Raw genomic sequence first — 13269 nt, 5'->3', positions numbered from 1 at the left:
ATGCCTCCGCTCTGGGGGTGGCGCGGGACGGGGGGCCGGGGTTTCTGCTTGGCGGTAGAGGCCGGCTGCCCCGTCTCGCGTCGTTCGGTGGTGCGAGTGGCGGTCTTACGGCGACCGCGCCACCGGGGCGCAGTCGTTGCAGGTCCCTAATCGCCTAGGGATCTCGTACGGCTTCTCGGTCTTGCAGTCGGGGCAGATCCGGCGGGCCCGTAAGGCTGCACGTATCGCCTTCCAGCGGGCCGGGGTCATCGGCCGGACCGGCTGCGCCAGGCCGACGCGGTAGAGGAAGGCGAAACGGTCGCCGCGCCGGGTGCGCCATCCGAGCTGGCCGGCCACCGGCTGCCCGCCGGGCCGCAGACCCCGTTCACGTAGCTGCCGGTAGGTGGCCATCACCGCCGGGTCCGGGCCGCATGTCCAGGGCCAGGTCGGTAAGTTGAACCGCTGGCCGTCCGGGTCGTTGAAGCGTTCGTTCGGTCTGGGCATCACGCGCTCCGCAGTTCAGGGTCGGGCGGACGGGCAGCGGGCTTCTTCGCCGCGGCGATCCGGTCGTAGCACCAGGTCTTGCCCGGCTCGGGCGCCGTCTTCTTGGAGTTGCCGAGGACCTCCTGGCGGCGCCGCTGGGTCTCCGCGCCGACGTCCTTGGCCTTGGGCTCGCGGCCCTGCTGGAGCTGTCCGCGGATCCACTGCTCGATGTCCGCGTTCTCGTCCGCGCTGGCCGTCCGCGCGGTGGCCGCTGCGGCCTTCCTCGCACCCGGCGAGAGCCTGCGAACTCCCTTGACTGCACCGGGCTTTCGCGTGCCGGCGGAACCCTTCTTGTCCTTCCGCGCAGGCCCGACATCGTTCGTACGTACGGGCGGGGGGACGGACGGGTTGATCTGCGGAGATACCCTCCGGAACAGGGGCCTTCCGGAAGCGTCCAGCAAGCCCGTCGCGACCTCTTGCGGAACCTGCGTGGAGGGGGTTGCGGGCGCCCCCGCGGAACCATTCGCGGACTCACCGGGAGCCGTCCCCGGCGCATCGGCGGAGCCCTGGCCGGATGCCGCCAGGCGCCACGCCCGAGCCTCCGTCAGCTCCTCCCAGACGACCGCCAGACGCTCCTCGGCACGCACCCGCAGGCCGAGCATGTCGGCCGACAGCAGCCGCAGCAGATCATCCGACAGCACCTCCCCCGCGCCCTCGTGGACGCCGTAGGCGGCCTGCCAGGCATCCTCCTCGGACAGCTGGTCGTGCCCGGCGATCGCGCGGAGCCGGACCGCCGTCTCCCAGACCTCCTTCAGATGCCTCTGCCGCTCTTCCCGCGTCGTCTGCACGTCCTTGCGGGTCTGGCGCGCCTCCTTCATCGCCTGCCGGTACTCGCGGTGCCGGCCGAGCTGGACCAGCTGCCAGACCATGACCGGGATGACCGACGACGCCCCCAGGACCGAGCCGAGCACCATCCCGTGCTGGTCGCCGCCGACGTTGTGCCCGTTGGAGTAGTTGATCGCGGCGGCCAGCCCGGCAAACCCGTAGATCGCGACCCGGTACGGCCACGGGTTGCGCTGCTGCTTCATCGCCTTCGCCTCGCCGGCCGTGGCCGCCCAGGCGCTGCACTCGAGCATGACCGGCAGCAGGAAGACCAGCAGCCAGCCCGTCCAGCCCTCGGCCATCAGCCCCGTACCCGACAGGGACGACGCCTGCGAGAGCAGCGCGGGCACGATGCTGCACGCCATCACCGCGAGGGCGGCCGCGAGGTCCAGGTGCTGCGCGAGCCAGCTAGGAGCGGCGTTCATGCGCGCCATCCAGCGCTGCCGCTTCTCCTTCGCCTGCCGCTCCTTCTCTCGCTGGCGGTCCTTCTTCTCCTTCGACTTGCGGGCGGCCTCCGCCTCCTCGCGCTGCAGCCGGGCGGCGGCCTCCTGGTCCTTGTCCTTCCGCCGGCGCTCGGCCTCGGCGTCCTTCTCCTCCTGGTCCAGCTGCTTAATGCGCAGCTGCTCGTCGAAGGCGGCCTTCTGCTGCTTCAGGACCAGTTCGGCGTCCAGCTCCCGGTCCCTGCGGCTCTGCTCCGCGGCGGCCGCTTCGTCCTCGCGGCGGGCCTGCCGGAATTCGGTGATGCTCACGTGTCACCTCCTGCGGGGACGGCGGTGTGCAGGGCGTAGTGGTAGAGGGCGGCGACCAGGGAGATCACCACGGCGATGACGATGCGGTGGACGGCGGTGGCCGTCAGGCCCAGTTGCCAGGCCCCGCCGGCCACGGCAAGGGGGACCTGGGCGCCGCCCAGGTCGCGCAGCGCGCTGGCCAGCGCCAGGCGGACCTCGGTCACGGCGTCGGTGCCGTGGCAGTCCGCCGCGGCCAGAGCGGCGACCGGCAGTGCGAGCAGCACGCGCTGCCACCACTGGGCCTGAAGACCCAGGACCCAGGCGATCCCGAAGGCGACCAGGCCCGCTATGGCCCACGTGATGACGGGGATCCGGAGGTCGGAGGCACCAGTCGCGGTGCCCGGTGCGGTCTCGGTGGTCATGACGCGCCGACCCCCGCCAGCACGCGCGCGTCGGGCACGGAGGAAGCGTCCGGGGACGGCAGCTGGCCCGCGACCATGCGCTTCACGATGGGCTGGGCCGCCTCGGCGTCGGGGCCGAACACCTTGTCGTTGGCGAGCGGCTGACGACGCTTCGGGGCGAGGACCTGGCAGTGCAGTCGAGCGACGTGGCGCCCCTTCTCCATGTCGCCCTCGGCCACGCCGAGCATCACGTCGGCCAGGAACTCCAGGCGCTGCGCCCGGTCGTCCGCCGATTCGTTCTCCGGGATCAGCCACTCCCCCGGCTTCACACCGGTCAGCTTGTGCAACTCGACCAGCACATCGGTCAGCCCAGAGCCCTGCGCGACCGGGGGACTACCTGCGAAGATGCCGTTCACGGGTCGTTCTCCACTTCACTCGGACGGCCTGTTCGACGGCTCCCGGGATTCCGCCCCGGGGGCCGTTTTGGGCATGAAGGTGCCCTCACAGCGAGCATGAGAAGATTCGGCACACTCCGTCGATGGACGGTGACGCCCAGTTATAGCTATCGGTATTCATGACACCATGTCGGAGGTGACTCGTCAATATGGCTAGCTATATGCTGGGCGTGTCGACAGCTCCTGAAAGGCGGCCCTGATGCCTGTCTCGTACCGTGACATCGCCGCTGACCTGCGCATGCAGATCAGCGAAGGCCGGTATGCCCCGGGCGACAAGCTGCCGCTGCTGACAGAGCTTCAAAAGACGTACGGAGCCAGCTACCAGACCGTGCGCAGCGCCATCGACCTGCTGAAGCAAGAGGGCATGGTCGAAGCCATCCGACGGAGGGGGACGATCGTGCGCGAGCGTCCAGACAAGCGACGGATCACCAGGTCACGGCAGGTCTTCCGAGACGAAATCGGCTACTACTTCGACCAGGCCGCCCAGTCGTGGGTGCCCGTCAAGCCCCCGACTGTCGCGTGGGGAACGGTGCCCATCGACCTCGCTGGCGCCATGGACCTCAGCGTCGGCTCCGAAGTCCTCATACGGGACCGCGTGATGGGCGACCCGGACACCCGGGAACCCCTGCAGATATCCACCAGCTACCTCCCCGCAGAGCTCGCTCGAGGCACCCGGCTCGCCGAGCCGGACACCGGGCCGGGCGGGATCTACGACCGGCTGGAGGAGATGGGCCACCTCCCGCTGAGCTGGTCCGAGTCCGTCTCCTCCCGAATGCCGACGCCGGACGAGTCCCAAACCCTCAAGCTGTCGAAGGGTGTACCCGTGCTGCGGATCACCCGGACGACGACGTCACCGTCTGGTCAGGTCGTGGAAGTCAACGACTCCAGGGTGTCCGCTGAACTGTTCGAAGTGGGGTACGACGTGCCCCGCGCCCCCAGCGCCCAGGCGCCCACGCCGATCAAAGCCTGATCTCCAGGCGCGTCCCGGCGTGTGTAGCCCCAACCGAGGAAGAATGCAGCCCATGACCTTTGATCTTCCCCCGTAAAGGGTGACGGCCGCCCCTGTCCTACCAGGAACGGCCGTCGAAGCGACTCCCCCAGCCTGCAAGCACGTGGAGTCGTGGTCAGCGCGGTGACCGCGCTGGGTGCCTGGACCACCAGGGCCCGTCGGTCACCTACCCAACAGAATAGACAAGGATCGCTAGCGAGCTCCAGCACGGGGCCTGGCCAGGTGGTCCGCGTCACGTTCATCAGCTGATCCACGGCTCCCTACATTTAGGGACCGTAAGTGCCAAACCTGCACAATCGCATCGCTCCCCCGAACAGCCATACTCCGTCAGATCCTGTCTGCGCTACAGCAGTTCGACGGATCACCCCACGCCCATCGCGCTCGGGCATCACGCCCGCCGAAGGGCCTGCTCCGGCCGCCCGCCTCATCCCGGGGGGCTGCTGATGGGGACCACGCAGGCCGACGTCCGCGGTGCCGACGTCGACGAGAACGCCACGATCGTCCGGGGCCCGGAGCCGGCCCCCGCCACCACCGTGCTGCGCCACATGGTCTACGGCTCGGGCCTGACGCACAGTCTCGACTACGTGGTGCTCCTCCACGCGCTCTTCCGGCTGGAGGAGGGGCGCCCCTTCACCCCGCTGGACCTCTGGAAGGACCTGCAGGCGGAGGGCGTCCGCTCGGCGAAGAACGCCAACGAGCTCGTGGGCAAGAACGCCGTCTACGAGTCGATCAACCGGCTGCGCGAGGCGAAGTTCATCCACCGCGTGGTCACCGGCGGTACGCCCGGCCGGTTCGGGAAGGTCCGCTACGAGGTCTACCGGCAGCCGGCCTACCACCCCGAGTTCCTCCAGTCCTGTGAGCCGTGGGAGCCCCGGGAGGACCCCCACTTCCCCCACGCTGAGACCCCTTCCTCACCGCTTCCCGGAACAGCGGATCGGGACGAATCGGGCATCGACAAAACCGCAGGTCAGACCGCTTCCCGGAACGCCGGATCCGGGGTTCGGGGATCCGGCGTTCCGGGAAGCGGGAAGCGACGCGTTCCCGCAGGTCAGACCGCTTCCCCGGTTCCGGGAAGCGGTAAGTCGTCACCCCCCACACCCCCCAAGGAGGAGGTGGATACCTCCTCCCCCTCTTCCCCCTCAAACCCGACCGGGTCGCTTCCGGCCCAGAGGGAGGGGGAGGCGGACGCTGCGCCTCGGGAGCTCGACCCCGCGGCGGTCGAGGCCGCCCGCGACTTCCTGTCCGACCTGCCGGGCCCGTGGCAGTGCGGGCGCAAGAGCTCCAAGGACATCGCTCCGCTGCTGGCCGAGGTCATCGCTGACCAGGGCTGGTCCCTCGGCAAGGAGCTCGTCGAGCAGCTGACCCGCAACCCCGGCGGCATCAAGTACAGCTACACGGGCACCCTGCGGTCCCGGATCGAGGACCTGCCGCGCTACCGTCGCGCTGCTCACGGGCAGTCCTCGGGTGCCGTCGTGGATCCCTGCCCGGTCCATCCGGCCCGCGAGGCCGCCACCTGCGTGCCCTGCAAGTCGGTGCCCCCCCTGGACGACGCCGGTGAGCACCGTAACGACGGGACAGCACCTTCGGGGCCCTGCCCCGCGACGGAGGCCGCCCTGGCGACGATCCGGCGCAGCATCGTCGGGGGCGTCCCCGGTGGGCAGCGGGGACGCAAGCAGGCCCGGACGAAGGCCAGACGAGCTGCTGCTCAGCACGCTGCCGACGTCGAGTTCGAGGAGAAGCGCGCGGAGGCCCTGAACCAGCTTCAGGCTCTGCAGCGCGGTGATGCCGGTGCGGAGGCGTGATGCATCGGAAACGCGGCGCGGGTCGCCCCTGAGAGGGGCGACCCGCCGATCCCCGATCCCACGCCTGGAAATGGAGACCGATGAGCACCACCGTACCCAGCCCGTCCGCACCACCGGGTCACGACGATGACGGTCTGCCCGAGACCTTCCGGCGCGTTCCGCCGCAGGACCGGGACGCCGAGCAGTGTGTCCTCGGCAGCATGCTGCTGAGCAAGGACAAGATCGGCGACGTCGTCGAGATCCTTTCGGTCGACGATCTGTACCTGCCCGCTCACCAGCTGGTCTTCGGTGCGATCCTCGACCTGTACGGCCAGGGTGAGCCGGCCGACCCGATCACGGTCGCGGCCGGGCTGACCAAGCGCGGTGAGATCAACCGCGTGGGCGGCGCGGCGTACCTGCACACCCTCGTGCAGGCCGTGCCCACCGCCGCGAACGCCGAGCATTACGCGCAGATCGTCGCCGACCGGGCCAAGCTGCGCCGCCTGGTGGAGGCCGGCACCCGGATCGTGGAGATGGGCTATGCCGGCGACGGCGACGCGGACGAGATCTGCGACGCCGCCGGAGCCGAGCTCCACCACGCTCTCCAGATGCGCGAGGAATCCGCCACCGTGCGGGTGGGCGACCGGTACGCCGACTACATCGATCGCCTGGAGTACCTGCAGAAGCACGGGGCCGCCAAGGGCGTACCGACCGGGCTGAGCGACCTCGACGCCCTCACCAACGGCCTGCACCCGGGCCAGATGATCGTCGTCGCTGCCAGACCTGCGATGGGCAAGTCCGTGCTCGCGCTGGACTTTGCCCGTGCCTGCGCCATCAAGCACGGCCGTCCGGCTGCGCTCTTCTCCCTGGAGATGGGCGAGGCGGAGATCATGAACCGGCTGACCGCGGCCGAGGCCCGGGTCGGGCTGCACCACCTGACCAGCGGCGACCCCAGCCCGGAGGACTGGCAGCGCATCGCCAGGGCGGTGCCGCGCGTCGCCGATGCCCCGCTGTACCTGGACGTCACGCCCAACACGACGGCCCTGGAGATCAAGGCCAAGTGTCGGCGCCTGCAGCAGCGCGGCGGCCTGGACCTCGTGGTCATCGACTACCTTCAGCTGATGACCAGCGGCCGCAAAGCCGAGAACCGGCAGGTCGAGGTCTCCGAGATGTCGCGCTCGCTCAAGCTCATGGCCAAGGAACTGGGGCTCCCGGTGGTGGTGCTCTCGCAGCTCAACCGCGGTCCGGAGCAGCGCGCGGACAAGAAGCCGATGATCGCCGATCTTCGAGAGAGCGGCAGCATCGAGCAGGACGCGGACCTGGTCATCCTGCTGCACCGCGAGGACGCCTACGACAAGGAATCACCGCGGAGCGGCGAGGCCGACCTGATCATCGCCAAACATCGCAACGGGCCAGTGACGACGATCACGGCCGCCGCGCTTTTGCACTATTCGATGTTCGCCGACATGGCCAGTACGTCGTGACCAGCGCACCGACGCGATCAGAAGGGAAGGCCACCATGGACGCCAAGGCCTACAACGCCGCCCTCGGCGAGCTGCGCCAGGTGCGGGACAAGATCAAGAAGGATGAGGCCGCGCTCAGGAAGCTGCAGGCCGCGCTGGCCAAGCAGACGGCGGACCGGGACAGCAAGATCCAGACGCTCGGCGCGTACGCCAAGGCGACCGCCGCGAAGATCGCCCCGGCCGCCGGGGTGAGCGTCGCCGACGTCGTCGCCCTGGTCCCCGAGCTCGGGCCGCAGCAGCCGACCGCCGCTCAGCCCGAGCCGGGGGTACAGTCCCCGGCCGCTATCGCGGCAGAGGTGGACGAGACCGCCATTCCCGTGCCCCGCCAGGACTCGGAGCGGCCCCTCACGCGCCCTGGAACGCAGAACCTGGCCAACTCCGCGGTCGGTGACCGGAAAGCGCCGCAGACGGCCAGTGAGGCTGTTCCCGCTGCCCCGCTCCTCGAGCAGCCTGCTGAGCCTGCCCCGCCCGTCGGCGCAGAGCAGCCGACGGAGCCCGTTGCCGACCACGACGAAGGCGTCGTCCCCTCCCCCGCCGCCGCTCCCCTGCCCCAGGCCGAGGAGACGGAGCGTCAGCTGCCGTCCATCCCAGCCGGGCCGGACGGCGACCGCTGGTTCGCTGTGACGCCGAACCTGCTGTCCACCCGGCCGAACTTCACGCAGCAGGCCCGGCAGATGGCCTTCCTCGACGCGGCAACCGGCGTGCTGGTCTACCGCAACGAGTCGGTGAGGCTGGACCTCGGGCAGGCGAGCGTCGCGGAGATCCTCACCGCGGTCTACGCCACCGTCCCCGAGGGCGTCGAGCGGATCTACATCACCGCCGGCGACCCGTGGCACTGCAACGCCGACCGGCACCCCTTCCTCCGGGACGCGGTCGCGGAGTGGCTGACCGGCCCGCTGCCGGACGGCTGGAAGGTCGAATCCTCCCGCGGCCGCGACCGCCTGGCCGGCCACCTCATCCACGAGCGCAACCCCGTTGGCCGGTGGCAGCGCGGACGGGACCAGCACGTCGAAATCCGTTCCGTCGGCGAATGGTTCGACACCGACGGCGCCGACCCGGCCACCGTCCGGGACGCCTTCGTCCTGCTGTGGAAAGCGCTCCGGCAGCACTGGAACGACGTCGTCATCATGGGCTCCCCCTCGCAGACCGGCCGCGACCTGTGGTCGCGCACCATCCCCGCTAAGGCCGGGTCCCGCTGGGCGGACGGCTACCCCGTGATGAGCGAGGAGATCCGGGGCCTGCTGCACGCCACCGCCGGCCAGGGCCGCACCGAGCTCATCGCCCCGCCCCGCATCGCCGAGGAACTGCCGCGGTGGACCGAGCTCGACCGCACTTTTGCGTACGCCAAGCACACGTGGCAGTCGGGTGTCGGCGCGCCGCAGCGCATCACCGGGCAGCGGTTCGCAGCCATGTCGCAGAAGGAGCAGGCCGACGCGCTGTTCGCGCCGTCCCACTGGCAGGTGCGCGTGACCGTCCCCACCGGGTGGGAGCATGTCGGCCTGCTGCCAGCGCCCGACTCGGGCGAGCGCTCCTGGCACTACCCGAATGAGGGGGGCCGCACTTTTGTCACCTGGGCCGGCGGCCCGGAGGTCAATCTCGCGCTGCGCAACCCCGTCGCGCCCTGGACGATCGAGATCCTCGACGGCCTGCTGTGGCAGAAGGGCGACCCGCTCAAGGGCTGGGCGAACAAGCTCAAGGAGGCCTGGGCCAACCTGCGGGCTCTGTCCGCCCACCACGGTGAGGAGCAGCAGCGCACTGCGGCCCGCCTGGCCTCCCGCGCGGTCCGCGCGATCCTGCTGTACGGGATCGGAACGTTCGCCCAGCGGCCGAAGCCCACCACGGGATCGGTCGAGCTGGACCGCAGCGGGCAGGTCCCCGACGGGGCGGTCCCCGAGGGCGCCCGGATCACCGGCCTCAGCGATACCCACGTCCACTGGCAGCGCAACGCGGGCTTCTCCCGCGACCCGTTCGCGCACCCGGAGTGGTCGGCCGGGGTGTGGTCCATGGCCCGGGCCGCACTGCTGTCCGCCCCCATCAGCGCCACCGACCCGGCCACCGGCAAGGCTCAGATGGCCGGTGCCCTGCACCTGCCGGCCGGGAGCATCGTGGGCTTCCGCACGGACTCCATCGCCACCACCGCCGACGTGAACTGGCCCTACGGCGGTCAGCCCGGTGACTGGCTGGTCAAGGGCCGCCTGCCCTGGCCCCAGAAGGCGCCCACCGCCTGGGAGGAGTACTACGACCTCCAGCGGCTGGGCCGCCAGGCCCTCGAAGCGGGAGAGAGCTGATGGACGAAGGCGACGAGCAGCACCTGCCGCTGATCCGGCACGGCGGCCAGCTGTACGTTCCCACCACCGCGGTCACCGCGCTGCTGCGCAGCATCGGTGACCAGTGGCAGGAGTGGACCCGTACCGGCAGGGCCCAGCTCGATACCGCAACCGTCGAGGCCGTGCGCCACGCGCTGCGCGACCTGGCGGACCGGCTGGATGTCGGGTGTATCGCCAAGAGCACTGACCACCAGGTGAAGGGGCGGAGTTGATGGCTCCCCGTAAGCGCAGGCAACAGCGAGGCGAGGCGGCGCGCCTGACCGATGTCCTGATCGGCGAGGGCTTCTCCAGGGCCCAGGTGGCCGACATCCTCGGCCGCAACTCCTCGATCGTCAGCCGGTTCTTCACCCGCGGCCCCGGGCAAGGCAAGGCGTACACCGAAGCGCTCACCATGGTGGTGCAGGAGGTCCAGGCCGGCGGTCCGCGTGACGTCGCCAGCCTCAAGGCCCTGGCCGGACAGTACGTGAAGCCGCGGACGACCAAGGAGGGAAAGCGGGTCCGGGTCCGCAGGCGCGACGTCGTGCGGGCCGAGAAGACCGTGACCGTGGACCACGAGCGCAGGAAGGTGTGGACGTCCTCGCGTGCTGTGGCCGGCAAGCAGCACATCGCGAGCGGGGCCTCGCGCCTGCGGCCAGTGGTGGAAGAGGCGGCCGCCAACGGCGGCAAGATCGGTTTCACCGCGCGATGCCGCAAGCGGGACTTCATCCACGACGCCGGCCTGCTGGCCGACTCCCCCGGTGTCCGCCGCAACGTGGTCCAACGGCGCGACGGCACCGAGGAACGCGCCTACGGCGACAACGTCGGCGGCCCGGGCAGCGGGGAAGAAGGCTTCGACGCCCGGGAGTTCAAAACCTGGGTCGACGCCGCCGGCGGCGACGTCACCGCCGCGGTACGGACCTGGCTCGTCGAGAACGGACGCATCCACCCCGACGCGGTGATCACCCACCTCGAAATCCGTGCCTGGATGCCCAGAGAACACTGACCGCGCCCAAAAGTCCCAACGGTCGTTATCTGTATGGCCGGGACGACAATCCCGGCCATACAGCCCCGAACACCTACCACGGCACGATCAGCACCCCGGCAAAAGCCCCACGCCCGAAGCACCACTGCTACCGTCGGACCATGGACCAGAACGAGGACCTTGCGATCGGCTTCGGGCCGCAGGAACGCGAGCAACTGCTGCGCGCCGCGGAGGCCGCCGGCAAGAGCCCGGCCGAGTTCGTCCGCGATGCCGCCCTGGACGCCGCCGAGGACCCGTTCCCCCGCGCCCTGGCCAACGCCCGTCACTCCGCAACGGAACTGGCGAGCGCCTTCGCACACATCGACCGCGCCACCCACACGGTGACCCCGGGGCCGGACTCCCCCATGAGCAGCCGCGACCTGCGCGCCGCGAGCCGCCGCGCAGCATGACGACGCGCCACCTCACCTTCGAAGAGCTTCTCCAAATCGCCGAAACGCTCCCCGGCGACCCCCAGTGCTGGGACATCGGAGCGCTCGACGCCGCGGTCGCACGCACCCAGGCGCACCGCCTGGGACGCGACGTCTATGGGTCGCATTGGCTCCAGGCCGGCGCCCTGCTTCAGATCCTGGCCCTGCTCGAACCGCTCGAGCACAGCAACATGAACTTCGCCTGGGCCGCCGCACGGGCCTTCCTCGAGGTCAACGGCCGGACCGTGGACGCCAAACCCGCCGACATCGTGGACCTCGTCACCACGGCAAGCCGCAAGGAAATCGACGTCCAGGCCATCGCCGCCCGGCTGCGCTCGTGGGCCACCGGCACCTGACCCGGGAAGGCACCCACCGCACGAGCACGGCCCGGTGCGACGCCGTCTTTACGGCGTAAAGATCGACCCCATTCCCACGGGCTACGCCGTGGGGGCCGCCGGGAGCGGCTCGTCCGCGGCGTCCGCGACGCTGCGCAGGAAGAAGTCCACGAACTCCTCGCCGCTCGCGTGCAGCGTCTGGCAGGCCACCTGAACGATGAGGAACGCCCATGACACCTCGTCATCGAGCTCCTCGCCGAATGTGCTCCGCAAGGAGCCGGCAAGGTAGGCGTCGTACCCGAGGGGCCACGAGGTGTGTTGCTGGCGGCGGCGGCACCCTTCGACCGCGCACCGCATGAAGAGCGCGAAGTCCCGCTCGCCCAGGTCTTGCCACATGCAGCGCACCAGCGCAATCGCCCGGTGGATGTCCCGGGCCTCGGTGTCATCCGCGTCGCGCAGACGGTCCTGCAGTTTCCGCGCCAGAGCCATCTCGAAGTCAACCTGTGTCACGGTCCATCAGTAGCCGATGCCAAGCCCCACGGCGTCTGACGGCTCGCCACAGTGTCCCCTGTTCGGGCGCAAATGCGCAGGTCACCAGCGGGGACCCCTTCCCGTGCACGGCACCGCCGGTTGACCCTCCACCACATACGCGCGACAGCAGACGGATCGCCCATCTTTACGGCGTAAAGACCAGGGGGTGCGGATGAGGGCGACCAGGGCTCGTTAAGCTCCATGTCGACACTCGATCACCAGCATGTCTCGGGAGCGGCGAATGCCCGGTGCACAGAACGACGGTAACGACATTGCGGCGCGGCGACGCCGGCAGGAGGAGGAGCGCGCTCGGAAGGCCGGAGCGATGGGCGGCTCCGAGGTCAGTCTCGGCGAGCTCTCGCTGAACCCCCGCAATGCCCGTCATGAGCTCGAAGGGCTCGAAGGGCTGGCGGAGACCTACGCCACGTCAGGTGTGCTGCAGAGCGTCGCCGTGATTCCGGCCGAGACCTTCCGTGCCGCCTTCCCGGAGTGTGCTGAGCGCGTAGGCGACGTCCGCTTCGTCGTCATCGGCGGAAACCGGCGGCTCGCGGCAGCCCGCAAGGCCGGCCTGGAGAAGCTGCCGGTCCTGGTGAACACCCGGGCCACGACCCGCAAGGACATCATCGTCGCCGCGGCGACGGAGAACCTGCAGCGCGAGCCGCTCAAGCCCTTCGAAGAGCTCGAGACCATCGAGGAGCTCAAGCAGGAGCTGGACACCTACGACGCCGTCGCCAAGCAGCTGGGCCGGTCTCCGGCCTGGGTTTCCCTCCGGCGCCGTCTGCGCAACCTCCACCCCGACATCCGCCAGGCACTCGAAGACGGCGTCGAGGGCATGACGATCGAGCTCGCCCGGGACCTCGGCAAGAGCGACGACCACGAGCGCCAGCTGAAGGAGTGGAAGGCCGTCCAGGCGCTGGTCCAAGAGCGAGCCAAGGACCCCAAGGCGAAGAAGAAGGCCAGCAAGAAGAAGGCCAAGAACAAGGTTCCGAAGCAGGGCGGGGCCAATTCGTCCCCGTCGAATGCCGAGGAGGGCCAGCGCCGCAGCGCCTGCGCATTGGCCGTCGAAGCCGCCGACGCCGACCCGAGCCTGATCCTGCTCGCGGCGATGCAGGAACCGGCCGACCCGGATGAAGCGATGGCCCTGGCGTCGCACTGGCTGACCGAAGCCGGAGTGGGCGCGTCGGCGCTGCACCTGGAATCGCTGGACTCTGCTGACGACAATGACCGTCAGCGGAAGGCTGCACTCGCCCTGGCGCTGGCGCACTGCGAGCTCCACATGACACTCAACGGCGAGGACGACCTCCAGCACGCACAGACCTACCTGGAATGGCTGACCGCCCACGCCGGCTATCAGCCGACCAGCGAAGCCGAAGAGCCCGCCCTCACGGCGTAACCCGGAGATTTCTC

The 13269-nt window shown here is 70.0% G+C and carries 14 protein-coding genes; 9 read left to right on the top strand and 5 right to left on the bottom strand.

What is annotated here, in order from left to right; all coding sequences use genetic code 11:
• Window positions 1–105: 105 nt before the first annotated feature.
• The 4 genes from ACH4PU_RS30585 to ACH4PU_RS30570 are packed head-to-tail and all read right to left on the bottom strand — an operon-like array spanning window position 106 to window position 2889.
• Window positions 106–483, bottom strand: coding sequence for an RRQRL motif-containing zinc-binding protein (locus tag ACH4PU_RS30585; protein ID WP_398279202.1), 378 nt, complete (start codon window positions 481–483; stop codon window positions 106–108).
• Window positions 483–2093, bottom strand: coding sequence for a hypothetical protein (locus ACH4PU_RS30580; RefSeq protein ID WP_398279199.1), 1611 nt, complete (start codon window positions 2091–2093; stop codon window positions 483–485). The genes ACH4PU_RS30585 and ACH4PU_RS30580 overlap by 1 nt, the downstream gene beginning before the upstream one ends.
• Window positions 2090–2494 carry a hypothetical protein gene (locus ACH4PU_RS30575; protein ID WP_398279196.1) on the bottom strand — a complete coding sequence of 135 codons (405 nt, stop codon included), beginning with the start codon at window positions 2492–2494 and terminating at the stop codon, window positions 2090–2092. The genes ACH4PU_RS30580 and ACH4PU_RS30575 overlap by 4 nt, the downstream gene beginning before the upstream one ends.
• Window positions 2491–2889 (bottom strand): hypothetical protein, encoded by a 399-nt coding sequence (locus ACH4PU_RS30570; RefSeq protein WP_398279193.1) that lies wholly within the window; start codon window positions 2887–2889, stop codon window positions 2491–2493. The genes ACH4PU_RS30575 and ACH4PU_RS30570 overlap by 4 nt, the downstream gene beginning before the upstream one ends.
• Before the next feature lie 238 nt (window positions 2890–3127).
• Between ACH4PU_RS30570 and ACH4PU_RS30565 the strand changes: the two genes are divergently transcribed.
• From ACH4PU_RS30565 to ACH4PU_RS30530, 8 genes are all read left to right on the top strand, one after another.
• Window positions 3128–3898 (top strand): GntR family transcriptional regulator, encoded by a 771-nt coding sequence (locus tag ACH4PU_RS30565; RefSeq protein ID WP_398279190.1) that lies wholly within the window; start codon window positions 3128–3130, stop codon window positions 3896–3898.
• A gap of 482 nt (window positions 3899–4380) precedes the next feature.
• Window positions 4381–5739: a hypothetical protein gene (locus ACH4PU_RS30560; protein ID WP_398279187.1), complete on the top strand. Its 1359-nt coding sequence runs from the start codon at window positions 4381–4383 to the stop codon at window positions 5737–5739.
• 80 nt (window positions 5740–5819) lie between these two features.
• Window positions 5820–7202, top strand: coding sequence for a replicative DNA helicase (dnaB, locus tag ACH4PU_RS30555; RefSeq protein ID WP_398279184.1), 1383 nt, complete (start codon window positions 5820–5822; stop codon window positions 7200–7202).
• Window positions 7203–7237: 35 nt separating this feature from the next.
• On the top strand, window positions 7238–9529 hold the full coding sequence (locus tag ACH4PU_RS30550) for a Mucin-19 (protein WP_398279181.1): 2292 nt from the start codon (window positions 7238–7240) through the stop codon (window positions 9527–9529).
• The gene (locus ACH4PU_RS30545) at window positions 9529–9780 is read left to right on the top strand and encodes a DUF6213 family protein (RefSeq protein WP_398279178.1); all 252 of its coding nucleotides are present in this window, start codon (window positions 9529–9531) and stop codon (window positions 9778–9780) included. Before ACH4PU_RS30550 ends, ACH4PU_RS30545 begins: the two co-directional genes overlap by 1 nt.
• A complete protein-coding gene (locus tag ACH4PU_RS30540) occupies window positions 9780–10550 on the top strand; it encodes a hypothetical protein (RefSeq protein WP_398279175.1) in 771 nt (256 codons plus the stop codon). The genes ACH4PU_RS30545 and ACH4PU_RS30540 overlap by 1 nt, the downstream gene beginning before the upstream one ends.
• A 140-nt stretch (window positions 10551–10690) precedes the next feature.
• Window positions 10691–10978 (top strand): hypothetical protein, encoded by a 288-nt coding sequence (locus ACH4PU_RS30535; RefSeq protein ID WP_398279172.1) that lies wholly within the window; start codon window positions 10691–10693, stop codon window positions 10976–10978.
• Window positions 10975–11352, top strand: a complete 378-nt coding sequence (locus ACH4PU_RS30530) for a fic family toxin-antitoxin system, toxin component (protein ID WP_398279169.1) — start codon at window positions 10975–10977, stop codon at window positions 11350–11352. The genes ACH4PU_RS30535 and ACH4PU_RS30530 overlap by 4 nt, the downstream gene beginning before the upstream one ends.
• A gap of 81 nt (window positions 11353–11433) precedes the next feature.
• Here ACH4PU_RS30530 and ACH4PU_RS30525 read toward each other — a convergent pair whose 3' ends face one another.
• On the bottom strand, window positions 11434–11841 hold the full coding sequence (locus ACH4PU_RS30525; protein WP_398279166.1) for a hypothetical protein: 408 nt from the start codon (window positions 11839–11841) through the stop codon (window positions 11434–11436).
• 262 nt (window positions 11842–12103) lie between these two features.
• Here ACH4PU_RS30525 and ACH4PU_RS30520 point away from each other — a divergent pair, with 262 nt between their 5' ends.
• Window positions 12104–13255: a ParB/RepB/Spo0J family partition protein gene (locus tag ACH4PU_RS30520; protein WP_398279163.1), complete on the top strand. Its 1152-nt coding sequence runs from the start codon at window positions 12104–12106 to the stop codon at window positions 13253–13255.
• The last annotated feature ends 14 nt before the right edge of the window (window positions 13256–13269 follow it).

Origin of the sequence: Streptomyces sp. NPDC021100 (genome assembly GCF_044333095.1) — a bacterium.
Classification (GTDB): Bacteria; Actinomycetota; Actinomycetes; order Streptomycetales; family Streptomycetaceae; genus Streptomyces.
The sequence above is the reverse complement of the archived record's forward strand: the minus strand, read 5'-3'. Positions and strand labels throughout refer to the sequence as shown.